This is a genomic window from Mesorhizobium sp. C120A, assembly GCF_030323105.1.
In the GTDB taxonomy this organism is placed as follows: Bacteria; Pseudomonadota; Alphaproteobacteria; order Rhizobiales; family Rhizobiaceae; genus Mesorhizobium.
In genome coordinates this window covers 3,444,483-3,470,237 of record NZ_CP100476.1, presented here as the reverse complement: position 1 = coordinate 3,470,237, position 25,755 = coordinate 3,444,483, and the positions used below count along the sequence as shown (strand labels likewise).

Genomic DNA, 25,755 nt, shown 5'->3' with positions numbered 1-25,755 from the left:
GCTGATCTCAGATAAACAAACCGACCTTCTGGAACGTCGTCACGTCGATCAGGCCGACATCGGAAATCCTGAGCTCCGGAATGACGACCAGCGCCAGCAGCGAGTGCTGCATGTAGGCGTTGTTGAGCGAGCAGCCCATCTTGCGCATTGCTTCGGTGAGTTTCTCGGCCTTGGCCGCCACGATTTCGGCGCGCTCGTCCGACATCAGCCCGGCGATCGGCATTTCGACAAGCGCAAGCTCCTTGCCCTTCGAAAACAGCACCACGCCCCCGCCGACCTCGCCCAGCCGGTTGACGGCCAGCGCCATGTCTTCCTTGTTGGTGCCGACGCAGATGATGTGGTGGGCATCATGTGCGACGCTCGACGCAATGGCGCAGTCGCCCATATAGCCGAAGCCTGAGACGAAGGCATTGGTGACGCCGCCGGTGCCGCGGTGGCGCTCGACCAGCGCGATCTGGCAGATGTCGTTGCGGCGGTCCATGGCGACCAGCCCGTCCTCGACCGGCAGGTCGGCCTCCAGCGCCCGCGTCGGCGCCTGGTTTTCGATCACGCCGATGACCCGCACCCGCACCTCGTTGGCGCCCTTGGGCGCCGCAATGTCGAAGTCGCCTGGCTTCAGCTTCTTGCCGAGCTTGACGGTGTTCTTCGCCGATTTGGGGTAATCATAGGCCGGGATGTCGATCTCGAGCTTGCCGCCCTTGGCCAGCCTGATACCGCGGCCATAGACCTCGTCGATGGTCATGGCGGCAAGATCGGAGACGATCAGCAGATCGGCCAGCCGTCCCGGCGCGATCGAGCCGATCTCGCGCTCCAGCTTGAAATGCTGGGCGGTATTCAGCGTCGCCATCTGGATCGCCGTCACCGGCTTCAATCCCTGTTGGATGGCGTGGCGCACCACCCGGTCCATATGGCCTTCATGCACCAGCGTGCCGGAATGGCTGTCGTCGGTGCACAGGATGAAGTTGCGCGGGTCGAGACCGCTCTCGGTCACCGCCTTGATCTGCGAGGCAACATCGTACCAGGCCGAGCCCAGCCGCAGCATTGCCTTCATGCCCTGGCGCACACGGGCGATTGCGTCCTCGGCGCGCGTGCCTTCATGGTCGTCCTCCGGCCCGCCGGCGACATAGCCATGGAACGGCAGGCCGAGATCGAGCGACGCATAGTGGCCGCCGACCGTCTTGCCGGCCTTGATCGTTGCGGCGATCTCGCCCGACATGACCGGATCATTGGCGATGACGCCGGGGAAATTCATGACTTCGCCGAGCCCGATGATGTTTTCCCAGGTCATCGCTTCCGCGACATCGGCGACCGTCAGTTCTGCCCCGGCATGCTCCAGCCCCGGCGCGGACGGCACGCAGGACGGCATCTGGACATGGATGTTGATCGGCATGGCGACGGCCTCGTCATGCATCAGCCGCACGCCGGGCAGACCCAGCACATTGGCGATCTCGTGCGGATCGATGAACATGGAGGTGGTGCCGTGCGGGATGACGGCGCGGCAGAACTCGGTCACCGTCACCATGCCGCTCTCGACGTGCATATGCGCGTCGCACAGGCCGGGCACGAGATAGCGGCCGCCGGCATCGACCACCTTGGTGCCCTGGCCGATGGCATGGCTGGCATTCGGCCCGCAATAGGCGAAGCGGCCGCCTGAGATTGCGATGTCGGTGCCGGCTATGATTTCGCCGGAATGCACGTTCACCCAGCGGCCGTTTCGGATGACGAGGTCGGCCGGCTTGCGCCCCGTTGCGACGTCGACCAGATGCGTCGCCATCTCGGTCCAGGGCTTGGGTTTCGTCGCCGACGGCTGCTTGGCCATGAAAGACTCCTGTTTGCCCGACTGTGCCAAGCCGGCAAGGTTTTGGCCAGCGATCACGGACGAAATCCGCTTGATGAGAATTCGCCCGGGCGGATGCGCCGCACCTGCTCACCCCGAGGGCAGGCATCAGCGGTGCGGTCATTCAGTTTGGCTTGTGCCGCCACTTATGCTACCATTCTGGCTATGGTGCTGGTTTGCGCCGACGACCCGCCGCGAGGCGGGTTTTTGTTGTGATGAGCCCGAAACTCCTGAGGTGAAGTCATGATCCGGTTCCTGAAAGCCTCGTCACCCTGTTCCTGATCTCGTCCGGCTTTGCATCCGCCGAGGAGCGTTGGCAGACCTTGCCGGAGCCGGCGGCGATGCCCAAACCGGATCAGAGCGGATATGCGCCGGTCAACGGCATTCAGATGTACTATGCCGTTTTCGGCGCCGGTGATCCGATTCTCCTGATCCATGGGGGCCTTGGCCATGGCGACATCTGGGCAAGCCAGGTGGCGACGATGTCCAAGACGCACATGGTTATCATCGCCGACAGCCGCGGCCATGGCCGTTCTACCCGCACCGAGCAAGCTTACGGCTATGACCTCATGGCGTCGGACTATCTTGCGCTGCTCGACTATCTCAAGATCGACAAGACCGCTCTTGTCGGCTGGAGCGACGGCGGCATTATCGGCATCGACATCGCGCTGCATCATCCGGAGCGGCTGACACGGCTCTTTGCGCAGGCCGCCAACGTCACCACCGATGGCGTCGATCCGGGTGTGCTGACCAACAAGACCTTTGCCGCCTATATCGACCGCTCGGGCCGCGACTACAAGAAACTGTCGAAGACTCCCGACCAGTACGATGCCTTCGTGGCGCAGATCAGCCACATGTGGGAGTCGGAGCCGGCCTGGACCAAGGAACAGCTCGGCAAGATAACCACGCCGACCGCGATCGTTGCCGGCGACCATGACGAGGCGATCAAGCGCGAACACACCGAATACATGGCCTCCGTCATTCCGGGCGCCAAGCTCATCATCCTGCCCAACGCCAGTCATTTCGCCATGCTGCAGGCGCCGGACGAATATAGTCAGGCGGCGCTGGACTTCATCGACGCCAAATAGCGCCCCAAAATAGAGCACCCCAGCACAGCAACGGGTGCTTCCGATTGTTGAACAATGGGTTCCGTTTTGCGACGAATAGGATTACCTTCCGGCAAGGCGCCTTCTTAACCGCCTTTTCGGAGAACTCGATGCGCTGTCTGACCATTGCCAGTGCCGGATTTCTGATTGCTCTGGCCGCGCCGGCGTTCGCCGCCGACCCGATGGCGGTGCCGATGACCGAACCAGGCTTCGACTGGACCGGCTACTATGCCGGCCTGCAGGCCGGCTACGGCTGGGGCCAGTCCGACATATCAGTGACAGAAGGCGCGCCGTTTTCCATCTCGCCCGACATTGACGGCGGTTTCGTCGGCGGCCATGTCGCCGGCCTGTGGCAGTTCGATCAGGCGGTGCTCGGCGCCGAGGCGGAGCTCAATTATTCCGCCGTCGACGGTACGGCGGTATCAGGCCTTGGAAGCACATTCCGCACGGACATCAAGTGGTTCGGATCTGTAAACGCCAAAGCGGGCTTCGCCATGGACCGCGTGCTGGTCTACGGCGTCGGCGGCGTCGCCTTTGCCGGCATCGAAACTTCGCAAGTCGCGGGCGCGTCGTTCGCCGGCACACGCACGAATGTCGGCTGGACCTTGGGCGCCGGCGTTGACTATGCGCTGACCGACAAATTCATCGTCGGCGCGCAATATCGCTATTACGATTTCGGCTCCGAGCACTATGACGTGGCGGAACCCTTCAACGATCGCGATCAGGATGTGAAGATGAACGCGGTCGGTATCAATCTCAGCTACAAATTCTGAGCCTTCTCGGCGACTGAGATTTTGGCAACAACCAACTGTTTTGCCATCACTAACCACCTTTCATGAGTCCGACACTCGGCAAAAGATGGCTTGACGGGTTTTCGCTGGCGTCTGAAAAGGGCTGGCCTGCGGACGTGGTGGAAATGGCAGACACAAGGGACTTAAAATCCCTCGATCTCTGATCGTACGGGTTCGATTCCCGTCGTCCGCACCAAATTGAAATGCTTAGGATTCGTTCTGTAAGAACTCACTGGCTACCATAGAAAAGGCTGACGCGGGTAGCCGTAGAGCCGGGATACAAAGCCAGGAACTGCCATGCTGGAGTTTTGGTGTTCGGTATTGGCTGCCGTAAGAACAGTGACGGGGCTGACGGCGCAACTGCGCTTGACCCAAATCCCGAACCTGTAGCCCTTTCGGTCGTAAGCTCGGCAGTTGGGGATCTAATGCAGCCGAAAAACGACGGTATCCGTGTCGCCGGACTTGCATCGAATGCCGACCAAAACGCCGGTTTCATAGTCATTGACGTGCCACGGTCGGAACGTCGACCACACCGCAGCGATCAAAAGCTATATTACAAGCGTGCTGGTAGCTCTTCATACGCTATGGAGCATGTCGGCATAGAGGATGTGGCTGCAGAACGTCTCAAAGACCTTTGCGAGCCGGCCACCTATTGGCCAGGGCAATCCTCTTCGAGTGTAAGCCGCAACTCACAGACCTTATCATGCCGATGCCACTGGGGCTTGGCTTTGATAAAAGCGCATTGGCAGAGGAGAGGGACAAAACTGAAGAGGTTTAACACTCTTGCTGGAATACCTGCTGCAACACTCCTGTCGGTAGCGACCGACCGCGCGGGCCAGGTCAAGCACTCCCTTGGGAGCCGGCTGGGGCCGCAGCGGCCTCAACCCGGTGGGCATGCTCCGTCGCGATTTTAAGAAGAGTTGCAGCCGTTTCCTGTGGCGTCCAACCTTGCGCTTCTGACGCAGTCACCAAGGCCGCAAACGCGGCTTCTAATGCGACTTCACAGTTCACCTCACGGTCTGGGCTATCCTCTGGCAATATCGGGGGTTCGACGGATAGGGACATCGTGACTTCTTTCAAAGGGGAAAAACCCGCCCCAGCCTTTTGCCACTCAAACATTTCAGCAAAGGATCATTCCAGCTATCAGCAGCGTGATTAGAACTGACAACGGCACGGCCAGAAGACCGACCAACTCAACATTTCTTGTGTTTTGTCGCTTGTCCATCTTCGTCGCCCGCATGTCGTTGGCTTTGGCATCTTGCCGTCAACGCGCAGCTGTTGGAACCAACCACAAGTGCCGCTGATCGGAGATTCAGTCGGTGCTGCATATTAGCAACACATTGTGGAACGATCGGGCGGCATCAGCCAATTGCTTTTGAATGCCCTTGCACTTGCTTCGTACGATTCCGTACAGTTTCCCCCATTGGGGGAGGCGGCCGATGGACCATGACGAGGAAGGCTACAGCATTGACGCCTTCGATTTCGATGTGGTGTGCGAGACCTTCAGGAGATCCGTTCGGGAGCTGAACCTGGCTGAAGAGCATTGGGTAGACCACGCGAAGGCGCTCCTACGGGAATTCACCGACAGCGCACCTGACGACGACATGATTAGCCGGATCGTCGGGCGCTAGTGGCCTATACAGCCCTAGTTGGTTAGAATCGTACCCCGGTCCTGCCACGGAAACCTTTTCCAAGGTTTGCCACGTCATAGAGGCATCACAGAAGCTCTCGGAACAGATTGCCCAGCGCGGAGGCCTATTAACTAAAAAAGCTCGCCACCTTGAGGCAACGGGCATCGCCAATGCCCTCAGAGAGCCCTGCCTGGACGTGTGGCGTCCTGTCCGGCCCTCGCCATTGATTTCGTCGGCAAGCTTGTCTTTGGCCTCGTGATAGGTCTTGAAGTTGGCATCGGGATGGCAATCGCCGGCTGCCAAGGATGCCGGGCCGCTGGCCGACCTATCAGTTAGGCGTCCGTAGCCAGAGCGTTATAAAGCAGCAAACACGCCAGGATAGAAACGGCGCTGCCTAGCAGCTGGTCTGCCGTCAGGCCGGAAAAATAGACAAGATGAAACGTCACCATCGCTCTACCAATCACGGTTCGGAACACTGCCGAATTAACCGTTAGCCGACGCTAATGTTCCGCTCTGGACTCACTACCGCTTTGGAAGAATCCTGCCGCAGCGATCAGCGCCCCGCCGACCTTGATCTCAACGTCGGTGCCACAAGGCTTTCCTTCGTTCGCATGGTTCGCAGAGATTAGCACGATCGCATACTCTCATCTCATCCGGCGTCGTCTCCCTCACAAAGCAGCGCCGGTAAGGCTCGGCGACCTTCTTGTTTGTCCCGTGTGCCAAAGGAGGTCGCCGGGCCTGCCGTTGCTCATCTTTGCTGGTGGTTGCTCCTGATGCTGCGCTTGGCGCCGTCGCCCTACTGCTACCTGCGGGGTAAGGCCGGCGAGCCCTCTTGTCAGGCAGTCCGGCATGTAGGATTATAGTCCTCGTTGCGGCGACCCCTCAATGGAGAGCGCCAATGGCCAGAACCAAACCTTCGGAACAACTTTCCCGGGCTGAAATCGAGCGCTTCCTGGCGGCAGCCGAAGCGCTGCACAAGAGCATCGTCGGGCCGCTCCTGGCGTACCACGGCGAGCACTACCAAGCTCTACGTAAGGTCCATGGACCCCTGTTGAAGTCGATCGAGACCATCACCGGCCAGAGGGCGAAGTTCATCCAGTGGAACGGGACAGGACCGGCACAGCCCCGGGACAAGCCTCCGGGCTAAGTCTCCTCCCGGAAATCCAGCAGCTTGGCATGGCGAAGCTTCTCCTCGCCCTTTAGGAACCGCACGCGGCCGACCAGGCCCGGCTTTAGCCATTCGGCCTTGTCACTCTTGAGCCCTTTCGGCGCCGGCCCGCCAATCTTGCCTTGCACGCGGTCCCATAGGCGCTGGCGCTTGTCCGCCTTGAAGGTGACGAAGGCGCCGCCGGCATAGTGGCCTTTGTCGGCCATCAGCACCATGGCAGGCTTGCCGGCCTCGCGCTGCACGCCGATGATGTCCATCTCCTTTTCGGCATAGCACTTGATCTTGCGCCAGTTCGTCGTCGGACCCGACCGATACTTGCTGCCCTTCCGCTTTGAAACGATACCTTCAAGCCCAGCCTGGTCGACCAGATGAAAGACGGCGTCGCCAGTGCCCGGCATCGCTTCGCTGAACTGGATTCGGCCGCCGTCCGGGATCAACGCCCGGAGGATCTCGCGACGGTCTTCCACCGGCGTGTTCCGCAAGTCATGCCCGTTCAGGTGCAAGAGGTCGAATGCTAGCAGATACAGATCGCGCGACGGCTTGCGGCTGGTCGCGGCTGATTGATGCGCATGGAAGTCGGATAGGCCAGCCTCATTGATCGTAATGGTCTCGCCGTCGATGATGAAGTCTTTCGCCTCGATCGCTTCCGCCTCACCGGCAAGTTGGATGTAGCGGCCCGTCCAATCATAACCGTTCTTGGTGATCAGCCGAATCCCGTCATCATCCTTGATGACCTGGGTGCGGTAGCCATCGAATTTGATCTCATGAATCCAATCATCGCCCATCGGCGGCGTGTCGACCAGTTCGGGTTCCATAGGCTTGATGAATTTCAGACGCATGCACTGACTCGCAGAACCACGACTTCAATTAGCTATCGCTAAATTAGTTCCGGAACATTTTAGACGAATTGGATGTTTGAAGAGCTATGAAGATCGAAGCCGACCAATGCCGGGCAGCGCTGACGCTCATCCGGCGCACAATGGAAGAGCACTGTCCTCCTGGCGTGCTGCCGAGCGAAGAGATGGTCAATGGGCTCTATGGTCCGGAACTGATCCATGAGGCGGAAGCCATTGCCGCCGGCATCGTCGCAACCATTGACCAGCTGCAACTGCCCGTGATGAAACCGCCGTCCCCTAGTATCAAATAGAGACCGACACAGGGAAGGTCGCTTGGCCGCCCGATCGTGGGCTCGCAACGACCGGCGAGGCGATGCCGGCCTCACCAAGGGTTACAGCCCCTCGACCAGCAGCGAAGGCGGCTCGCGGCAGTGCAACGCCCGAAGTGTTTCGAGACGACGATGGCCACCGAGCGTAGCCAGCGCGCGTTGTGCTGCACAAGGACTGAGGCAGCGGCACGGCCGCCCGGGCTACTCCAAAGGCGGCTCTTCGCTCTGTGGAGCCAAAACGGTGATATCCATCCTGGCGATTGTCGATGCGGCGCGCCCCTGGGCGCCAGAATCCGTGTCGCCACTTTCTGCCGCCATTGCCTTGGCGCGATGTCCTACGCTGTCTGCGCTTTTGCCTGGCGCAAATCCTTCGCCCGGTTCTGTCTTTGCGGGTTTCGGTCGAGTTTCAGCTGCCTGCCGATGTTGGTTTCCAATCGCCGAGACCATTGATACCTCCCCTTGATGAGGCCGCGACTGTACCTGTCAAGGCTGTAGCGAGGCTGATCACTTAAGTGGTCGGGTTGCGCCCGCTCGTCGTGGCCCTCCGATCACTGGGCTCTCGATGCCTTGGCGCTCGCGGACGTCTGGTCGGGTCGGAAGTTCAAACTCAGCCGCCCTTTGCGGCACCGGCTTCGCCCGACAACTAGGAACGATTTCGGCCGCCATGTGTTACGCAATCATGAATCTCGCGGATCCCGGATCAACAATGGCAACCGATCTTTTCACGATGCAACTCGCTGATGCTCAGCAGCGCATCAAACAGACCGAGTTCGCGCTGGTACTCAGCGAGAAAATGGTGGCTGAGAACCTCGCTTTATCCAGCAGGATACGATCGGCGAGGCGGCGTGTCCTGAAGGCCGGAAGGCCTCTGGCGACAGTCGACTCAACAAGCTGAAAGAGTTCTTCAAATGATCTCGACCCAGTCCGGACGTGGGAGAGCTTGCCGGTAACCTTAGCGGTAATCGGCCGAGTCGCAGCAGGAAGCGCGCTGAAAACTTGCTCGATGAAGACTGCGGCGTCGCTATGAATCTCGCCTTGCCGAATCCGATCTGCGCAAAGGCGCGTGGTCGAGACCAGGCAGCGGCTCACGAAGATTGATCCCAGCAGGGCAAATTGACCGCTACGGCTCAGTTGAGGCAGCACTTCGAAATCACGGCTATTGACCTGCTGAGCTATCAGTTTGCCTCGATCTCTAATCGTATGGGTTCTCCGCACCACCCTTCGCTCTTCGAGCTTCGGGTGGCACGCCACCCAAGGCAGCCATCTCAAACGTCGAGATAGCCGGCGGCGACGAGCATCGCCTTGTATCGTTGGGCAAATCGGCTGGGCAAACGACTGAGGTAACCTGACGCGCCAATATCCCAATGCGCGCCCAGTTCGCGGTCGAAGGCAGCCGGGTCGAATTGCAGCAAGCCGCTGCGTGGGTAGACCGTGAATTCTCCGAAGATCGGCTCCCCCTCCTCCTCGTAGAAATCGACACGCACCATGTCGAACTCGCTGCCGAGCGCCTCGGCTGCCTCGATCATCCGCGCCAGGCTCTTGGGAGGGGGAATTTCCAGGCTCGAGTCGATCGCGCCCTGGACGATGTTCAGCGGGCGCCAATCGCGATCCAGGTGGGCGGTATTCTTGACCGTGGAACGGAAGGCGACGACGACAATGTAGGCGACGTGGCCAGCCAGCACACAGAATTTGTAGTCGACCGGGTCATAATCCTGGTCCTTGCCGACAAGCGCTTCGACGAAAACCCGCCGCTCTATGTGCGCATAGCTGCGCTCCAGCTTGCGGGCGCCATAGGTTTGGCCAAGGTATTCCGTCATCTCGGCAATGATCGCCTCCCGGTCGGCGTTGGCCGGATCGCGAACGATGACATTCATGGCGCAACCGTGGTTGCATTTGACGGCGTATGGGATTTTCAGGTCATCGAAGGGGATCTGGCGCGGATCGTCGCCCTGCCACAGCACCTCCGGGATGGCGAGCCCGGGAAGCCGCTCCCTGACGATTTCCTTGGACTTGAGCTTGTCGAGAAGGCCGATAAAGCGAGGATCGTCATCGAAAATCTTGCGCCAGTGGACCTTTTCCGTGAACGTCACCGGGGCTGCAAAATTCGGCAGATGCCGCATTCGCTCAAGGAAACGCTGGGTCAACCGGCGATAGCGGACAAGCAGCGCGGCGTTCAGCAACAGGAGAGATGCCCGCGCGCTGTTTCGCTTCAGCCATGCCTTTGCGCCACGCGCCATTCCGGTGTCCTTGCAACTTGCGCAACTTCATCCGCGAAGTGGACGGCCACCCTGCCCGCAGCAGTGAGGCACGTCGAGCTTCGCCGAGCTAGCCCTTCATCGGGTACAGTTTCAAATGCTGGATCAGGATGATCGTCTTGGCATCGATGATGCGGCCGTCTGAAATGCCGGCCAGCGCTTCATCAAGCCGCATTTCCAGAACCTCGATGTCCTCGCCCTCGTCGGCCGCGCCGCCGCCGGCCGAGATGCGGTCGGCGGGTGAATAGCGCGCCACGAAGAACCACAGCCGTTCGGTGACGCTGCCCGGGCTCATATAGGGGGAAAACAGCCGCTCGATGTTCTGTAGGCGATAGCCGAGCTCTTCCTCGGCCTCCTTGAGGATGGCGGTTTCGGGATCGTTTTTGTCGAGCAGGCCGGCGCAGGCCTCGATCAGCGGTTCGCGGTGGCCGGTGACGTAGGCGGGGTAGCGGAACTGCCGCACCAGAAGCACCGTCTGACGCTCGGGATCGAAAGGCAGGATCACCGCGCCGTCGCCACGATCGTAGGTCTGGCGAATCTGCGTCTCCCACTGCCCGTCGCGCCGACGGTAATCGAGAATAGTCTTCTTCAGGACCGCCCAGTCGTCGGACAGGACTTCCTCCGAGCGGATGCGGATACGATCTTCCATGATGAGCTCCAAGCTGTCGGCGCCATGGCGTAACCGCGAACGGTTTTGCGCGCAACCGAAACGGCGACGCTTTCACCGCCTCGTGTCTGGTGCCGGCAACTGCCATCGCCTAAATAGCTGCAGTCCCTCTCCGGAGTTTTTTGATGACCGCAGCGCTTTTCCAGCCGATCGCTCTCGACGGCCTGACCTTTCCGAACCGTATCGCGGTGGCGCCGATGTGCCAGTATTCCGCCGAAGATGGCTCGGCCAGCGACTGGCATCTCTATCACTGGATGAACCTGGCGATGTCGGGCGCCGGCATGGTCACCGTCGAGATGACCGACGTCGAACGGCGCGGCCGCATCACCCATGGCTGCCTCGGCCTCTATTCCGACGACAACGAGGCGGCCGCCCGGCGCACGCTGGATGCAGCAAGGCGCGTCGCCGCGCCGGAAACGAAATTCGGCATTCAGCTTGCCCATGCCGGCCGCAAGGCCTCCAACCGAAAGCCCTGGGAAGGCGGCGGCCCATTGCAGCCGGGCGAGGATCCCTGGCAGACCGTCTCGGCCTCGGCCATCGCCTATGACACCGGCTGGAATGTGCCGCATGCGCTGGAGGAGGATGAAATCCTGCAGCTTATCGAGCGCTTCACTCAAGCCGCGAAGCGGGCCGAGCGCGCCGGCTTCGACTTCCTCGAGTTGCACGCCGCGCACGGCTATCTGATCTTCCAGTTCCTGTCGCCGCTTTCCAACCAGCGCACCGACCGCTGGGGCGGCTCGCTGGAAAACCGCATGCGCTTCCTCATCGAGATCGCCAAATCGGTGAGGAAGGCAGTTCCAAACCTGATGCTTGGCGCCCGCCTGTCGGTGAAGGACTGGGTCGATGGCGGCTTCGAGGTCGAAGAGGCGATCGAGGTGGCCAAAGCTTTGAAGGCGCTTGATGTTGCCTATATCTGCTGTTCGAGCGGCGGCAATTCGCCGTTGCAGAAGCTGCCGACCGGCGCCGGCTATCAGGTGCATCTGGCCGAAGCGGTGCGCAAGGGCGCCGGCATCCCGACACGGGCTGTCGGCCTGATCGACGATCCCTCGCAGGCAGAGGCGATCGTCGCCGACGGCCGCGCCGACATAGTCGCGCTGGCCCGCGCCTTCCTCGCCGATCCGCGCTGGGGCTGGCGCGCCGCCGCCACCTTCAGCGAGAAAATCCATCCCGCGCCACAGCTCGCCCGCTCGGTGACGACGATGCAGCATTGGACGAAGGGCTGAACAGGCAGCGCCGACGGATGCGCCAAACGCATCTGCTGGACAGATTGCCGCAGCTTCGCGTTAATCCGCCCGCTATAGTCCCTGGGGGCAGGCCGCCTTGGCGGCCGGATTGGGAGCAAAGTCCATGGCATCAAGGGCAATCTATCCGGCGGCAGCCGCTCTGGTGGTCGCACTGTCGTTCGCCGCGTCGTCTCCGGTCGGCGCGCAATATTGCGAAGGCACGGTGCACGGCCTGTCCAGGCACTACGATCTGGATACCGGCAGCGGGTTTCTCGCCGTGCGCGCACGGCCGAACTCGTCGTCGCGCATGATCGGGCAATTGTTCAACGGCGACCACACGGAGATTTTCGACCGCCGGGGCAACTGGTACCAGGTCGAAATCGGCGGACGGACCGGCTGGGCCAACGCCCACTGGCTGCGCAACGACTGAGGTTACTGAGACCAACGATTGCGGTTGGTGAGACGTTTGGGCGCAGGCTGACGGCCATTTTTGCAACCATATTGGCTGCTTTGCGTTGCGGCCATCATGGATAACAAACCTTTTGAAACCCCGGTCGTGGTCGAACTCGGCCATGTCGGCAAATATCGCCAGATCCGCAGCACCCAGGAAGCGGCGGAGTGCCTGATGACGGTGTGGCCTCTCAATCGCGGCCCGCGCCATCGTGATGCTCTCGACACTTGCCTCAAAGTGCTGGAAGGTTATCGTTCGACGGCCGATGCACGCAGGGCCTTGATCGAAGCGGCCAAGGAATCGGAAGTGCTGGTTCCCGAAGACCGGCTGCCAGACGCCAAACTGCATTGAAGCCCAGATAGCATTGAATAACGGGCCGCATTGAGCGGACGGACGAACCGGAGGATTTCATGGCGAAGCTGACTTACAAGATCGTCGAGCATGACGGGGGCTGGGCCTACAAGGTCGGTTCGACATTCTCGGAGACATTCCCGACCCACCAGGATGCGCTGCGCGCCGCCGAGATCGCCTCGGCCGAACAGCAGATCGCCGGCGCCACGGACGGCATCCAGTATGAGGATGCCGAAGGCAAGTGGCACGACGAACTGGCCGACGGCCGCGACCGGCCGCAGACCGAAGTTTCCGACTGATCCTTGCCCCTCAGCTTTCGCTGCCGGCCGTGGATGCTCGCCTAAGCAATTCCCTAGGGAATTGCGTCAAAACAAACAGGCGGGACATCCTGCCGGTCAGTCGAAGCCGCGGCTTGATCACTTGCCGCAATATTGATCGTTCACGTTGGGCCTCACATTTCCGTAGGTTCCTGACGGGTCGGAGGCGCACGGCCCGGTAGCGCCGCCATAGCCTTGGCTATCGTCGACATTGATGCTGCCAGTGGTGCTCTGGTCGACCGTCGATGACTGCTCGTTCCCGAACGGCCACCAGTTGTAATGGTTGGAATACGTGCCGTGCGATGACTGCGCCATCGCCGATGTGGCAAGACCGATCGTCAGCACGGATGCTGCAAAAACTTTCCTGTACATTGAATTACTCCGTATCTGCCGCCTTGGGTGCGACACGGTAAACCGGATATCAGCCGAATGGTTCGGTGAAATTGTTGTGAGGCTGTGGTGAGGTCTTGGCCGGCGAATGCCCGCTCGGCAATGCGCTTGATGAAGGCGATGACGCGGTCCGGCTCGACGAATTGCGGCATGTGGCCGAGGCCTTCGACCGTCTCGAAATCGAGCCCTTCGATCCTGTCCTTCATCGGCTCCCCATGTATGCGCATGGCGATGACGCGATCGGCTGTCCCGAAGAAAATGCCGGCCGGCATGGCGATCTCTTCATAGCGCTCTTCGATGCGGCCAAGATCCTGTTCGACCGCTACGAAATCGGTGGAGGTTGCATGGAAATGGCTTGGCCTCAGCCCGAGCCATCCGCCGCCATCGATCATGTAGTCGGCGGGAACGGCCTGCGGCGCGAAGATGAACTCCAGTGTCTGCCGCGCATATCTGAGGCTTGTCGGTATCGCGACGGTGTAGGCCATGATCCAGCGCCAAAGCCGCGAACGGATATAGAGCAGGCCCGCTTTCTCGCGGGCGCCGGCTTCCAGATGCGTCAGCGGCGCCAGCAAAGCGATGCCGGAAATCGCGCCGGGATGCTCCAAGGCCAGGGTCAGCGCGACGGCGCCCCCCAGCGAGTGCCCGACCACGAGCGGCCTTTCCAGCCCGAGTGTTTCGATGAAGCGCCTGATGATCTCGACCTGTTCAGGCAGACGGCCGGTGGCTCCTCGCGCGCGAACAGAATAGCCCGATCCCGGCCGGTCGAGTGCAATGAGGCGGTAGCCAGGGCCAAAGCGCTCAAACAGCGTGTGGCGAAACTGGTGGAGCTGCGCGCCAAGTCCGTGCACGAACAGGATCGGCCGTCCCTCGCCCGTTTCGACATAATGGATGCGGCTGCCGTCGATCTCGACGAAGTTTCCGCTGGCCGGCACCAGCCTTTCGGCCTTGGCGGCAATCCAGAGCGTAGCGGCCACCAGACAGGCCACGATGACGAGAGCCAGCACGGACAGGCCGGCGACAAGCCAAAGCAGAATCGATACCAGCATGTTTTCACCCGGGAAGCGGACCGGCGCGCACCATCACCCACTGACGAACGCTCGGCAAGGCAGATGGCGGCTTGTGTCGGCATTGCCGCCAGTTCGATGGCGCGCTATCTCAGGCGACCTTCTTTCTGCCTCAGGCGACCTTGTCTGCCAACGGGCCTGTTTGCCGGAGCCTTCCATGCCTGAAATCGTCACTGCCGCCATGCTTGTCATCGGCGACGAGATTCTGTCCGGCCGCACCAAGGATAAAAATATCGGCCACCTCGCCGACATCATGACGGCCATCGGCATCGACCTGAAGGAAGTGCGCATCGTTCCCGACGAGGAGGACGAGATTGTCGCTGCGGTGAATGCCGTACGCGCCCGCTACACCTATGTCTTTACCACCGGTGGCATCGGCCCGACGCATGACGACATCACCGCCGATTCCGTTTCCATGGCTTTTGGGGTGCCGTGCGAATACGACGCCAAGGCCTATGCCATGCTGGGCGAGAGCTATGCCGCGCGCGGCATCGAATACACCGAGGCCCGCAAGCGCATGGCGCGCATGCCGCGCGGCGCCGACCATATCGACAATCCGGTCTCCGTCGCGCCCGGCTTTCGCATCGGCAACGTCCATGTCATGGCCGGCGTGCCGGCGATTTTCCAGGCCATGCTCGACAATGTCGTGCCGACGCTGAAGGCCGGCACCAAGATGCTGTCGGCCACCGTCCATTGCCCGTTCGGCGAAGGCCTGATCGGCGGTCCCCTGGGCGACATCCAGAAGGCGCATCCCGACACCATCATCGGCTCCTATCCGAAATATGGCGACGGCAAATTCTGGACGGAGCTGGTGGTCCGCGCCCGCAGCCAGGAGGCGCTGGATTCGGCACGCAAGGACGTCGAGGCGATGGTGGCCGGCTTCACCGCCGCCAATTGACCCTGGGTTCGCGGACCATCGCCGGGCCGGAACCAAGCACCGCACTCCCACGTTTTCCCTCGGGCGCAGCACGCGCTGGCAGATTTGAGGGATTTCGCATGCGCTTCAAGACCATCGTCGCCATATTGCAGAACGAACAGGACGCCGAACGCGTGCTCGACTGCGCCATCCCGCTTGCCGACCGGTTCGAGAGCCATCTCATCGGCATCCATGCCGAAGCGCTGCCCGTTCCCTACACCTCGGCAACCGGCTTCCCCGACACTGAGTTCCTGCAGGTCTCCGCCGACATGAACCGCGAGCGCGCCGAGAAATTGCAGGCGCTTTTCGTTGGGCGGATCGAGAATTCCGGCCTTTCCTTCGAATGGCGCAGCCTCGAGAGCTTTTCCGGCGACAGCGCGCTGACGGGTATTTCCAGCGTGCGCGCCGCCGATCTGATTATTGCCGCGCAGCGCGAGATCGGGGGCGACACGAGCGCCGATGTCGACACGCTGGTTTACGATGCCGGCCGGCCAGTGCTGGTGGTGCCGCATGAGGGGCCGTTGGTCACCACATTCAAACATGTGCTGCTGGCCTGGAACGGCAGCAAGGAGGCGGCGCGTGCCGCCTTCGACGCGCTGCCCTTCATCATCGAGGCCGAAAAGACCGACATTCTGGTCATCGATCCGCCGGATACGCTGGATGACAACCCGGAAGCCGCCGGCGCCGAGATCGCCGCGGCACTCTCCAGGCATGGCGCAACGGTCAGCGTGTCGGTGCAGAAATCGGGTAATGCTTCGGTCGATGACGTCATCCAGACCCGGATCGCCGAGACCGGAGCCGACCTTCTGGTGCTCGGCGCCTACAGCCATTCCTGGCTGCGTCAGCTTTTGTTCGGCGGCGTCACGCGCACCGTGTTGCGCAGCGTGCCGGTTGCGGCCTTTTTGTCGCGGTAACTCCACAGACTGGCCCCGCCCTTGCCAATGCCCTGACTTTCCAGTTAATTCCGCGCGCATTCCACAATGTTGCGCGCGGAGTGCAGAATGTCCCTTCCCGAAAAAGCCTTTCCGGTCTCCTGGGACCAGTTCCACCGCGATGCCCGGGCGCTCGCCTGGCGGCTTGCCGGCGCCAACAAGGGTCAGTGGAAGGCCATCGTCTGCATCACCCGTGGGGGCCTGGTTCCCGCTGCCATCATCTCACGCGAACTCGGCATACGCGTCATCGAGACGGTCTGCGTCGCCTCCTATCACGACTACACCAGCCAGGGGCAATTGCAGGTGCTGAAGGAGATCACGCCGGCGCTGCTCGCCGATGATGGCGCGGGCGTGCTGATCATCGACGACCTCACAGACACCGGCAAGACGGCAGGCATCGTGCGCGCCATGATGCCCAAGGCGCATTTCGCCACCGTCTACGCCAAGCCGAAAGGCCGGCCGCTGGTCGACACCTTCATCACCGAAGTCAGCCAGGACACCTGGATCTACTTTCCCTGGGACATGGGTTTCACCTACCAGAAGCCGATCGCCGACGATCACGCCGGCTGATTCGCGCCAGCCCCATTTCTGCCCAGACGGCCAAACCCGCCCCGTCTGCTATGAAACAGACACTGGAAGGCACATTATTCTGTCGAATCGACGCCTGTTGGCGGATTGGACGGTTGGTGTGATGTTTTTTACTTTTAAGACTTACACTTGTCGGTAAGATTCATACGGCGGCTAACGATTCTGAGGGCTGGGGTAGCTTTCACTGATGCTGACGACACCGGCGACACACGACCATCTGGCTGAAAGGGTCCGCAAGCTCTTCGGCACTTCGCCTTGTCGCCTGCAGGTTGCCGCTTTGCCATGGCGCAATAACGAAGACGGCGTCGAGATCATGCTGATCACCAGCCGAGACACCGGGCGTTGGGTGCTGCCGAAGGGCTGGCCCGAGGCCAGGGAGCCGCTCTGCGAGGCAGCGGCGCGCGAGGCGGGCGAGGAAGCCGGATTGCGTGGCAAGATTTCGCTTTTCGAGGCCGGTCGTTACTTCTACGCCAAGGCCCTCGCGTCCGGCGAGGAAGTCCCTTGCGAAGTGCTGGTGTTTCCGCTGCAGGTCGAGCACGTTGCCGACCGCTGGAAGGAAAAGCGCGCGCGCACCCGCAAATGGGTCAATGGGGCCGAGGCCGTTCGCATGGTCAACGAGCCGGACCTCTGCCAGATCATCGCCCATTTCTGCGCCGATCCCGACAAGTTCGTCGTTAGAGCCTAGTCACAACTCCGCAGCGACCGCGCCACATTCCCATGCGCCCGCAGGTCTTGCCCATCAATACCATTCGACGTATCGCCCGCAGCGCCCATTGATCCGACTCCATCCGACATCGACGACAAGAGATGTGCCGGTATCACCTGCCCCCGACCCACTGCCGGATCTCGTCAGCCAATTGCTCGAGAACGCCTGCCGTCCCGGCGGGGAGCGGGTCCGGAAACCGTTGCTCGGGATACGCGAGCGTTCCCCCCAAATGGACCGGCTGGACACAAGGCATCTCGTGCTGTTCGAAAAGCTTGACCATGTTGTCCGCGCATTGGCGCACACTCGGATCGTCCGCGGGATCGCTGGCGCCGTTGACGATGACCGCTCCGAGTTTTCCTTTGAGCTGTTGTCCGTCGCGCCACAGGGGATCGGATCTGTCGAGCAAGACGACGCCCAGCGCCGGCGGCATTCCGAAGCAGGTGGGAGTAGCCATCAGAATCACGTCCGACTCTTTCATGAGTGACAGAACACGATCGATCCCGTCGCAGTGGTATCCGAACGTTTGATAACACTGCTCGCACCCGAGACAGTCGATACGCTCATCGGCCAGGCGCACCTGTTCCACGACCTTCACCCGCCGCTCTCTCTCCAGCGAGCGAAGAACCTCGCCGAGCATCCGCCCTGAGTTACTGGACGCGCGCGGGCTGCAGTCTATTCCAATGATGGTCGTCGCTTTGTCCATGTGAGAATCCCTAGTAAGGCGTGTCAGCTCGATGCCGAACGGCACGGGCGAAGTTTTGAGTATCCCCAACGATGGCTTCAAAGTCGACGATACTGCTCTTTACGGCTGAATTCTCCGGATCACTCCCGATACGTGACACCAAAGCCATCCCCAAATCCCCAGCCATGGCCCTTTACCCCAAACGAAATGAGCTCTTGGGCAGAGTCTAACGGAAGCAGCCGTTGAAGTTCGCGACTTGTCGTACAATCGGACAGACCCTCCCCTTTCAGGTTACGATTGGTTGCGGCTTGACATGCAGGTATTTACCTGCATATTGTGTCTTCAAGATGAGTGAGACCGATGGACGCCGACAAGGTTTTCAAAGCGCTGGGCGACCCGACCCGGAGAAGGCTGCTCGATCTTCTGTGTGAGAAGAACGGACAGACGCTGGGCCAGCTTTGCGAAAATCTCGATATGGCGAGGCAATCCGCGACCCAGCACATCGACTTGTTGGAGGCGGCCAACCTGATCAGCACCGTCAAGCGTGGCCGCGAAAAGCTGCATTTCATCAACCCCGTGCCGCTGCACGAAGTCTACGAGCGGTGGGTGCGCAAATTCGAACGGCAGCGGCTGAGCCTGCTGCACGACCTGAAGCAAGAACTCGAAGGAGAGAACGAATGACCCGGGAAACCACCAGCTTTGTCTACGTGACTTATATCCGCTCGACGCCGCAAAAGGTGTTCGAAGCCATCATCAAACCGGATATCGCCAAGCGCTATTGGGGCCACGAGAATGTCTCCGACTGGAAGCCCGGCTCGAAATGGGAACACATCCGCGCCAATGACGAGCGGACCGTAGAACTCGTCGGCAAGGTGGTCGAAATCTCGCCGCCGACCCGCCTGGTCATGAGCTGGGCCAACGCCTCGCAGGCCGACGATCCGACCAAGCACAGCCGGGTGACGTTCGCCATCGAGGAATACGACACCATGGTCAAGCTGACCGTCAGCCATGACGAACTTGAAGCCGGCAGCGGCATGGCCAAGGGCGTCAGCCAGGGCTGGCCGGCCGTGCTGTCCAGCATGAAGTCCTTCCTCGAAACCGGCACTGGCATCGACCTCTTCGCCAAGCCGAAATCAGCCTGAAGCAACCAGCGGGAGAACGACAATGACCAGGCACTATACCGGCGGCTGCGCCTGCGGCGCGATCCGCTATGAGGCGAGCGACGAGCCGATCTTTCAGAACCACTGCCAATGCCTCGATTGCCAGAAGCGCAGCGGCACGGGCCATGGCTCCTATGTGACCTTCGGCCGGCGCGCTGACGTAAAGATCACCGGCGAGCCAAGCACCTGGCGGATGATCGCCGACAGCGGCAATGAAAAGGTCCAGGCCTTTTGCCCGACCTGCGGCACGCCGCTCTATCTGACCTTCGTCGCCATGCCGGAATTGACGGCGATCCACGCCACCAGCCTTGACGATCCCGGCCAGTTCAACCCGCACGCGGTCACCTACACCGTGCGCGGCCATAGCTGGGACACGATCGATCCCGCGCTCCAGCCATTCGAGCGAATGCCCGGCTAGTCCTACCCAATCAATGTACGATGCCGGCTGATTGGAGCTATTTGCGATCAAGCGTCCGATGGTCGGATGAGCTAGCACCAGTTGTCGGCTAGGCTACGAGATCGCCAGCATCTGTTGGTTTTGGTTTCTTTCTTTTCGCAAGCAAGCTTACCAAGTGGCGATCCCCTTTGAGGGTTATACGCCAATAACTCTCTTTGTCTGTAATCGCGCGCTTCTTAATACCAGGTTGAATCAACCCTAGTGCCCTAAACTGGATTAAAATCTCATTCCACGCCTCTAGGTTTACGGCCGGAGATCCAATTACCTCATTTTTCTCGCGATCGTATTTGTCCCACGAATGAAATCTTGAAATTATAGACTTTAAGCTTTCTTCAGATGATTCATTTATCAACGATGGTCCAATGTCTTGGAATAATACATCCCATGATGCCTCAATTTTCCAAGGAAGCACCTCAACATCATATGTAGTCTTATTGCGTATAGTTCGATATCCCCGTACGGCTGTTTTATCCTTTCCAGATTCAAGTGATTCGTCTATCTCAAATTCTTTGCTATTCTCAATACTCCCTCGAAGCTTTATATTTTCTTCAGTCAGCACGTTAATCTTCTCCAATAGCGCAATAGGAGATGACCCGTCATTTCTAATCCAGCCGGGGCGTGGGTTAATTTTGATCTCACGAATTAGCGAGCGCGAGACTAGTCCGCCCAATTCCGACGCGCTGGACCATTTTCGAACTGGATAGTCGTTCATGATCTCGGCACGGAAAGACTCCAGTTTCTTCCGAGGAGCCTCATCCTTCTCTGTCTTGCCGGCAGCAATTTCCTCTGGCTTTCCGTGGACGAAGGCAAGCACTGGAATCCCGGATTTTTTAGCGTAGCGATATTCCTTTTCGGTATAGCTGATGTCTTCATCCGTAACGACCGATCCATATCGGCCACCGATAATCAGGACGTAGTAGTCGCATTCGTCGATCACTCTCTTGATGACGTCCCATTGGCTCTCATTGGATGCGACAAAGGCTTCCATCCCGGTAGGGATACAGTCGAGTTCCCAAATCGCCTGGATAACCTCGGCGCGCTCATCTTTAAGGTCGGTAAAAGTAGAACTTACAAATACCTGGTGCCGGACTGAATAAGCCACCAAAGCCCTCCTGAATGTTTCCGCTTCCTACTACCGACGATTAACGGCACGGAAACAGTCCCCTCGAGATTTATCCCCGACTGTTTTCGCCTGTCGAAAACAGTTTAAGCAATCGCAAAAACATTGCGGCGATCAATTTTCAGACACATCAACTTATTAGTAGACTGCTCCTGAACTCCATAGATGACGCAACTAGGTGCTTAAACAACGAAGCCCATCCTGACTGCCTCGAAATGGGCTCGGTTTCAACCGGTCAGATCACCAGGCCCTTGGTCAGTTCCAGCGCCTGCCGCTCGAACAGGCGGCGGTAGATGCCGCCCTTCAGCCGGATCAGCTCGTCATGCGAGCCTTCCTCGACGATCTTGCCACGGTCGAACACGAGCAGCCTGTCCAGCGCCCGCACCGTCGACAGACGGTGCGCGATGACCAGCGTCGTGCGGCCAACCATCAGCCGCTCCATCGCCTGCTGGATCAGCACTTCCGATTCCGAATCGAGGCTCGATGTCGCCTCGTCCAGGATCAGGATGCGCGCATCCGCCAGGAAGGCGCGTGCGATCGCCACCCGCTGGCGCTCGCCGCCCGACAGCTTCACGCCGCGTTCACCGACCAGCGTGCCGTAGCCCTTCGGCAGGCTGGTGATGAAGTCGTGCGCGCTGGCGAGCTTGGCGGCATGCTCGATCTCGGCCTGCGTGGCGTCCGGACGGGCGTAGGCGATGTTTTCCGCCAGCGAGCGGTGGAACAGGATGGGCTCCTGCTGGACGATGGCAATCTGCGCGCGCAGCGACGCCTGTGCAACCTGGGAGATGTCTTGGCCATCGATCAGTATCCTGCCGCCGCTGACATCATAGAGACGCTGGATCAGCTTCACGAAGGTCGTCTTGCCCGAGCCGGAATGGCCGACCAGTCCGACCCGCTCGCCCGCCGCTATCTCCACCGAAAAGTCGCGGTAGAGCGGCAAGCGATGGCTGCCATAGTGGAAGGTGACGTTATCGAAGGCGATGTGGCCATGCGTGATCCGGATCGGCTTGGCGCCGGGCCGGTCCTCGATGCCGAGCGGTTGCGACTGGAAATCGACCAGTTCCTCCATGTCGTTGACCGAACGCTGCAAATTGCGGATATGCGTGCCGATGTCCCTGAGGTAGCCCTGCAGCACGAAGAACGAGGTCAGCACGAAGGCGACATCGCCCGCACTTGCCTGGCCCCAGGCCCACAGCATCAGCGACAGGCCGATTACTGCCGTCCGCAGCACCAGCAACATGGCGCCTTGCGTCGTGCCGTTGATGGTGCCGCGCACCCAGGTGCGGCTGGTCCGCGCGCGCCATTTGGCGACGACCTTGGCAAGACGCGTCTCCTCGCGCGTCTCGGCACCGAAACCCTTGACCACGGCATTGCAGCTCACCGCATCGGCAAGCGAGCCGCCAAGCCGCGTATCCCAGCTGTTGGCGAGCCGTGCCGCTGGCGCGACATAGCCGAGCGACAGCAGCGCCGTCACGGTGATGAACAGCAGCGAGCCGACTGCCACGACCAGCCCCATCAGCGGCCAGAACCAGCCGAGCAGCAACGTCGAGCCGACCAGCATGGCGACCGACGGCAGCAACGCAATCAGGATGGTGTCATTGAGCAGGTCGAGAGCCCACATGCCGCGCGTGACCTTGCGCACCGTCGATCCGGCAAAGCTGTTGGCGTGCCAGTCGGTTGAGAAGCGCTGCACGCGATGGAACGCGTCGGCGGCGATGTCGGCCATCATCTTCAGCGTCAGCTCGACAATGCCCATGAAAGCCAGGTTGCGCAGCACCACGCCGGTCAGCGCCAAAGCGATGAGCGCGAAGAACGCCGCCATTGCCGCATTCCACGCGACATCGTCAGCCAACGCACTGCTGGCGACGGCGTCGACCAGCCGGCCGGAATAGAGCGGCGTCAAGACGTCGGCCAGGGTCGACAGCAGGAAGCTGCCCATGATCAGCGAAAGCCGCCACGGCTGGCGCCGCCAGTGGCTGAGCGTGAAGCCAAGAACGCTGCGAAAGGCGCTTGCACGCAGATCGATTCGAAAACGAGTCATGATGTCATCCGGGCGCAAATCTGCCCGGTCCCGGTAAGGTCTGAAAATTGAAAACCGCGCTGGGCATTCGCCCGGCTGCGGAGGTTCGGCATGGGTTGCGGCGCGCCCCGGTTTGTCGGGTGGCGACCGGCATCGGCAGAAGCCTGTACTCGACCCGGCATCGGTGCGAAGGGCAAACCTTCGCCGGACGCCAGGTGAGACCTAGGCTTCGCGGCCTCGCATTACCATGTGAAATACTGCCATTCAGACCTCCCGCAAGACACTTGCGGAGCGGTCCTTATAGAGACGCCATGAAGGATCGCCAAGGCCGGGCACGTGGCAAAGCGTAACTGGTCCAACCAGTGAGGATATTTTACAACAACAGCCGGTCAACCCCCTCGCTATGCCTCATTCCGGGTTGCGATCGAGGCGCATGTAGCGGCCGTCGATCGATGCCTTGAAGCCCAGCTTCTCATAAAGGCCATGCGCGTCACTGGTCGACAGGCTCCAGTGCGAGACCGTGCTGAGTTCAGGGTGGTCGATGAGCGCCTGCACCAGTTGCAAGCCAATGCCTTGGCCGCGATGCTGCGGCCAGATGATGATGTCGGCGAGATAGGCAAACACCGTACGGTCGGTGATGGCCCGGCCAAAACCGACTTGGTTCCCATCGATATAGGCCGCGGTGCAGAACGAGTTGGCAAAAGCGCGGCGATGAAAGTCATCGCTGCGGCCGGCGCCCCAATAACTCGCCATCAACAGATCGGAGGTCGCCCGGAAATCGATCCGTGACATGTCGAAGCTGATTTCACAGTCGGGCATGGTGCCTCGCAAAGAATGGAGGGCGGCCGAATTCAGTCCGGCCGGTGATTTGGCTGCCCACGTGGCGCGCTTATGGCACCACGAGATAGGCCTTCTGGTCGGCGATCGCGATGGTCACGTCGGTGCCGGAATTGAACTCGACGAAATCGAGCTCCATGCCGTCGCTGAAGATGACGCCGCCCCTGCTCTGCCGCGAAGAAACCACCAGCGGCCGGTCGCGGGTGATGACCCCATGCACAAGCGACACGCCGGTCGTGTTGCTCGGAAACGGTTCGCGCACCGAAAAGAACAGCTGTTCGCCTTCGCGGTCATAGCCTTGCGGCGGCACGGTCGGCACGGAGTTGTCACCATAGGCCGCAGCCAGTCCCGCGGCGCCCGCCATCACCGAGCGTAGCCAGCCGGTAGAGCCGGCGCCCGTGGAGATGATAATGCCGCTCGACGACTGGCGCTCGGTCCTGCCGCCATAGGTCAATTCGTAGCGCGCCGAGACATGCGTCGAGGCGCCAACGAACAGATCGTTGAAGGCGATCAGCCGGCGTCCGTCATTGGAGCGCGCTTCGGCCATCACCACCGCCTGGCGCTTCGCCTTGCCGGCGATCGTCAGGCCGAGGACCTTTTCGGTATCGTCGGCATTCCACGGCAGCAGCACGCCGTCGAAAAGCGCCGGGTTCGGGTTGATGCCGATCAGCGGCTGGTACGGGAGGTACTTCGCGGTGTTGGACACCAGCCCGTCCTGACCGAGCGCGATCACCGCGTCGGAGCCGAATTCGAACTGCGGGACCAGTTCGCGGTCGAGCCGCAACTGTTTGAGGCCTTGGGGAAGCGAACCCATCACCCGGTCGAGCGCCTGGTGATAGACGTCATGCGCCGCCTTGACCAGGTCGAAATTCATGCCGGCCTGCCGGAGATAAAAGCGCGCCTGTCCCTGCGTGTTAAAGCGCGTCGTCAGCTCCTCGAGCTCGGTCTTGCGGGTGACGACGATCACCCGGTCGATCGGCCTGCCGCTCTGGTCGCTTGCCACCCGAGCTTGCCTTTCAGGACCCGGCTTTCGGAGTGGAAAGCTGGCTGAGCGCGCTGGTGAGCATATCAGGCGTGATCGACAGATTGCCGACCGAACCGCCCTTTTCCGCCCAGGCCTTGAAAGCCATCGCCGTCAGCACGTGCGCCGGCGCCGACGAATAGACGGTGAGTTCGAGCTGTTGGGCCTTGGCTTGCGCCTCGGCAAGCGTCAGCTTGTTGCGCGCCTCGGTATCGACCAGCAGCTTGTTGCGTTCGGCAAGCTCGATTTCGGTCGCCAGCTCGCTCTGCTTGATCTCGCGCTCCTTCTCCACGCCCCAGGCACGGCGCCCATAGATCGCGGCATCGGCCTGGCGCTGCAGCGCCTCGCGATATTCGGTCTGGAGCGCCTTGCGGATCTCCGGCGTCGGCTGGACCGAGGTGATGTGAACCTCCTCGATCGACAGGCCGGCGGTCGCGGCAATCGGATCGTTGCGCAGCAGTTCGGCCAGATTGCCGCCGAGCTTGGTCACCTCGGCCAGCGCCTGCTCCAGCGTCATGCTCGAAACCACCGCGCGGGCGCGGCTCTGTATCGCCAGCACCAGGCGCTCGGCGATCTTCTCCCGGCCGTCGCCGACGACGTCGGCACGGCTGAGCTTGGCGCTGAAATCAAAACCTTCGGCTGCCTTGAGTGGATCGATGATGCGGTAGCTGACCGACCCCTGGATTGCCAGATCCTGGAAATTCGCCGTCGTCTCGGTGAAGATGAAGGGGTTATCGAGCGACGTCACCGGCACCATCGCTATCGTGGTGCCGAACGTGCCGTACCAGAAGGAGATGCCGCGCCCCTGCTCCCTGATCTTGCCGTTCTTGAAGCGCAGGATGTGATACTCAGGCGTTCCCTTGAAATAGCTGATAAACATGCGCCCCCCAAGGTTCATCA

General features: G+C 60.8%; 29 protein-coding genes and 1 tRNA gene. 18 read left to right on the top strand and 12 right to left on the bottom strand.

Translation table 11 applies throughout. The annotated features are described in order from the left end of the window. Positions 1 to 7 precede the first annotated feature (7 nt). A complete protein-coding gene (ade, locus tag NL532_RS16650; protein WP_023828648.1) occupies positions 8 to 1,819 on the bottom strand; it encodes an adenine deaminase in 1,812 nt (603 codons plus the stop codon). A gap of 359 nt (positions 1,820 to 2,178) precedes the next feature. On the opposite strand from ade, the gene NL532_RS16645 reads away from it, so the two are divergent. The 5 genes from NL532_RS16645 (at position 2,179) to NL532_RS16625 (ending at position 6,512) form a co-directional block, all read left to right on the top strand. Beyond that, positions 2,179 to 2,925 (top strand): alpha/beta fold hydrolase, encoded by a 747-nt coding sequence (locus NL532_RS16645; RefSeq protein ID WP_155923772.1) that lies wholly within the window; start codon positions 2,179 to 2,181, stop codon positions 2,923 to 2,925. A 128-nt stretch (positions 2,926 to 3,053) separates the two neighbouring features. Further along, complete coding sequence (locus NL532_RS16640; protein WP_023753303.1) at positions 3,054 to 3,716, top strand: outer membrane protein; 663 nt, start codon at positions 3,054 to 3,056, stop codon at positions 3,714 to 3,716. Between the two features lie 128 nt (positions 3,717 to 3,844). After that, positions 3,845 to 3,930, top strand: a tRNA-Leu gene (locus tag NL532_RS16635). Positions 3,931 to 5,173: 1,243 nt separating this feature from the next. Further along, entirely contained in the window at positions 5,174 to 5,365 is a 192-nt protein-coding gene (locus tag NL532_RS16630) for a hypothetical protein (protein WP_023667524.1), read from the top strand. 898 nt (positions 5,366 to 6,263) lie between these two features. Further along, positions 6,264 to 6,512 carry a hypothetical protein gene (locus tag NL532_RS16625; RefSeq protein ID WP_023695401.1) on the top strand — a complete coding sequence of 83 codons (249 nt, stop codon included), beginning with the start codon at positions 6,264 to 6,266 and terminating at the stop codon, positions 6,510 to 6,512. Here the strand turns inward: NL532_RS16625 and NL532_RS16620 are convergent. Continuing rightward, on the bottom strand, positions 6,509 to 7,372 hold the full coding sequence (locus NL532_RS16620) for an ATP-dependent DNA ligase (protein ID WP_023667527.1): 864 nt from the start codon (positions 7,370 to 7,372) through the stop codon (positions 6,509 to 6,511). The genes NL532_RS16625 and NL532_RS16620 overlap by 4 nt on opposite strands. Before the next feature lie 86 nt (positions 7,373 to 7,458). On the opposite strand from NL532_RS16620, the gene NL532_RS16615 reads away from it, so the two are divergent. After that, positions 7,459 to 7,680 (top strand): hypothetical protein, encoded by a 222-nt coding sequence (locus tag NL532_RS16615; RefSeq protein WP_023681532.1) that lies wholly within the window; start codon positions 7,459 to 7,461, stop codon positions 7,678 to 7,680. A 724-nt stretch (positions 7,681 to 8,404) separates the two neighbouring features. Continuing rightward, on the top strand, positions 8,405 to 8,593 hold the full coding sequence (locus NL532_RS16610; RefSeq protein ID WP_023688348.1) for a hypothetical protein: 189 nt from the start codon (positions 8,405 to 8,407) through the stop codon (positions 8,591 to 8,593). 370 nt (positions 8,594 to 8,963) lie between these two features. Here NL532_RS16610 and NL532_RS16605 read toward each other — a convergent pair whose 3' ends face one another. Together NL532_RS16605 and NL532_RS16600 are read right to left on the bottom strand one after the other, a co-directional pair. Next, on the bottom strand, positions 8,964 to 9,935 hold the full coding sequence (locus NL532_RS16605; RefSeq protein WP_023753304.1) for an ATP-grasp fold amidoligase family protein: 972 nt from the start codon (positions 9,933 to 9,935) through the stop codon (positions 8,964 to 8,966). Positions 9,936 to 10,023: 88 nt separating this feature from the next. Further along, positions 10,024 to 10,602 (bottom strand): NUDIX domain-containing protein, encoded by a 579-nt coding sequence (locus tag NL532_RS16600; RefSeq protein WP_023753305.1) that lies wholly within the window; start codon positions 10,600 to 10,602, stop codon positions 10,024 to 10,026. 143 nt (positions 10,603 to 10,745) lie between these two features. Here NL532_RS16600 and NL532_RS16595 point away from each other — a divergent pair, with 143 nt between their 5' ends. The 4 genes from NL532_RS16595 (at position 10,746) to NL532_RS16580 (ending at position 12,944) form a co-directional block, all read left to right on the top strand. Next, the gene (locus tag NL532_RS16595; protein WP_023701165.1) at positions 10,746 to 11,843 is read left to right on the top strand and encodes an NADH:flavin oxidoreductase/NADH oxidase; all 1,098 of its coding nucleotides are present in this window, start codon (positions 10,746 to 10,748) and stop codon (positions 11,841 to 11,843) included. A gap of 124 nt (positions 11,844 to 11,967) precedes the next feature. After that, positions 11,968 to 12,273 carry an SH3 domain-containing protein gene (locus NL532_RS16590; RefSeq protein WP_023825631.1) on the top strand — a complete coding sequence of 102 codons (306 nt, stop codon included), beginning with the start codon at positions 11,968 to 11,970 and terminating at the stop codon, positions 12,271 to 12,273. 93 nt (positions 12,274 to 12,366) lie between these two features. Continuing rightward, complete coding sequence (locus tag NL532_RS16585; protein ID WP_032891817.1) at positions 12,367 to 12,645, top strand: DUF982 domain-containing protein; 279 nt, start codon at positions 12,367 to 12,369, stop codon at positions 12,643 to 12,645. A 59-nt stretch (positions 12,646 to 12,704) separates the two neighbouring features. After that, positions 12,705 to 12,944: a DUF2188 domain-containing protein gene (locus NL532_RS16580; RefSeq protein ID WP_023667535.1), complete on the top strand. Its 240-nt coding sequence runs from the start codon at positions 12,705 to 12,707 to the stop codon at positions 12,942 to 12,944. Between the two features lie 117 nt (positions 12,945 to 13,061). On the opposite strand, the gene NL532_RS16575 is transcribed toward NL532_RS16580, so the two are convergent. Together NL532_RS16575 and NL532_RS16570 are read right to left on the bottom strand one after the other, a co-directional pair. Beyond that, positions 13,062 to 13,334, bottom strand: coding sequence for a hypothetical protein (locus NL532_RS16575; protein WP_023825632.1), 273 nt, complete (start codon positions 13,332 to 13,334; stop codon positions 13,062 to 13,064). Continuing rightward, on the bottom strand, positions 13,301 to 14,398 hold the full coding sequence (locus tag NL532_RS16570; protein ID WP_023828650.1) for an alpha/beta fold hydrolase: 1,098 nt from the start codon (positions 14,396 to 14,398) through the stop codon (positions 13,301 to 13,303). The genes NL532_RS16575 and NL532_RS16570 overlap by 34 nt, the downstream gene beginning before the upstream one ends. A 175-nt stretch (positions 14,399 to 14,573) precedes the next feature. Here NL532_RS16570 and NL532_RS16565 point away from each other — a divergent pair, with 175 nt between their 5' ends. The 4 genes from NL532_RS16565 (at position 14,574) to NL532_RS16550 (ending at position 17,537) form a co-directional block, all read left to right on the top strand. Further along, positions 14,574 to 15,314, top strand: coding sequence for a competence/damage-inducible protein A (locus NL532_RS16565; protein WP_023825634.1), 741 nt, complete (start codon positions 14,574 to 14,576; stop codon positions 15,312 to 15,314). 98 nt (positions 15,315 to 15,412) lie between these two features. Then, positions 15,413 to 16,246: a universal stress protein gene (locus NL532_RS16560; RefSeq protein WP_023828651.1), complete on the top strand. Its 834-nt coding sequence runs from the start codon at positions 15,413 to 15,415 to the stop codon at positions 16,244 to 16,246. Positions 16,247 to 16,333: 87 nt separating this feature from the next. After that, a complete protein-coding gene (gene gpt, locus NL532_RS16555) occupies positions 16,334 to 16,834 on the top strand; it encodes a xanthine phosphoribosyltransferase (RefSeq protein ID WP_023667540.1) in 501 nt (166 codons plus the stop codon). A 205-nt stretch (positions 16,835 to 17,039) separates the two neighbouring features. After that, a complete protein-coding gene (locus NL532_RS16550; RefSeq protein WP_023667541.1) occupies positions 17,040 to 17,537 on the top strand; it encodes an NUDIX hydrolase in 498 nt (165 codons plus the stop codon). A gap of 133 nt (positions 17,538 to 17,670) precedes the next feature. Here the strand turns inward: NL532_RS16550 and NL532_RS16545 are convergent, their stop codons facing one another. Beyond that, positions 17,671 to 18,261, bottom strand: a complete 591-nt coding sequence (locus NL532_RS16545; protein ID WP_023805291.1) for a flavodoxin family protein — start codon at positions 18,259 to 18,261, stop codon at positions 17,671 to 17,673. 339 nt (positions 18,262 to 18,600) lie between these two features. Here NL532_RS16545 and NL532_RS16540 point away from each other — a divergent pair, with 339 nt between their 5' ends. The 3 genes from NL532_RS16540 to NL532_RS16530 are packed head-to-tail and all read left to right on the top strand — an operon-like array spanning position 18,601 to position 19,818. Next, positions 18,601 to 18,921, top strand: coding sequence for an ArsR/SmtB family transcription factor (locus NL532_RS16540; protein WP_023828652.1), 321 nt, complete (start codon positions 18,601 to 18,603; stop codon positions 18,919 to 18,921). Next, positions 18,918 to 19,382 (top strand): SRPBCC family protein, encoded by a 465-nt coding sequence (locus NL532_RS16535; protein ID WP_023828653.1) that lies wholly within the window; start codon positions 18,918 to 18,920, stop codon positions 19,380 to 19,382. Before NL532_RS16540 ends, NL532_RS16535 begins: the two co-directional genes overlap by 4 nt. A 22-nt stretch (positions 19,383 to 19,404) precedes the next feature. Beyond that, entirely contained in the window at positions 19,405 to 19,818 is a 414-nt protein-coding gene (locus NL532_RS16530; RefSeq protein ID WP_023828654.1) for a GFA family protein, read from the top strand. 88 nt (positions 19,819 to 19,906) lie between these two features. Here NL532_RS16530 and NL532_RS16525 read toward each other — a convergent pair whose 3' ends face one another. The 5 genes from NL532_RS16525 to NL532_RS16505 form a co-directional block, all read right to left on the bottom strand. Continuing rightward, positions 19,907 to 20,959 (bottom strand): DUF4062 domain-containing protein, encoded by a 1,053-nt coding sequence (locus NL532_RS16525; protein WP_031202866.1) that lies wholly within the window; start codon positions 20,957 to 20,959, stop codon positions 19,907 to 19,909. Positions 20,960 to 21,212: 253 nt separating this feature from the next. Next, positions 21,213 to 23,018 (bottom strand): ABC transporter ATP-binding protein, encoded by a 1,806-nt coding sequence (locus tag NL532_RS16520; protein ID WP_023828656.1) that lies wholly within the window; start codon positions 23,016 to 23,018, stop codon positions 21,213 to 21,215. A 387-nt stretch (positions 23,019 to 23,405) separates the two neighbouring features. Then, the gene (locus tag NL532_RS16515) at positions 23,406 to 23,816 is read right to left on the bottom strand and encodes a GNAT family N-acetyltransferase (RefSeq protein WP_023828657.1); all 411 of its coding nucleotides are present in this window, start codon (positions 23,814 to 23,816) and stop codon (positions 23,406 to 23,408) included. 70 nt (positions 23,817 to 23,886) lie between these two features. Next, a complete protein-coding gene (locus NL532_RS16510; protein ID WP_196813832.1) occupies positions 23,887 to 24,837 on the bottom strand; it encodes a diacylglycerol kinase catalytic domain-containing protein in 951 nt (316 codons plus the stop codon). A gap of 13 nt (positions 24,838 to 24,850) precedes the next feature. Beyond that, entirely contained in the window at positions 24,851 to 25,735 is an 885-nt protein-coding gene (locus NL532_RS16505; protein ID WP_023701171.1) for an SPFH domain-containing protein, read from the bottom strand. Positions 25,736 to 25,755: the final 20 nt, after the last annotated feature.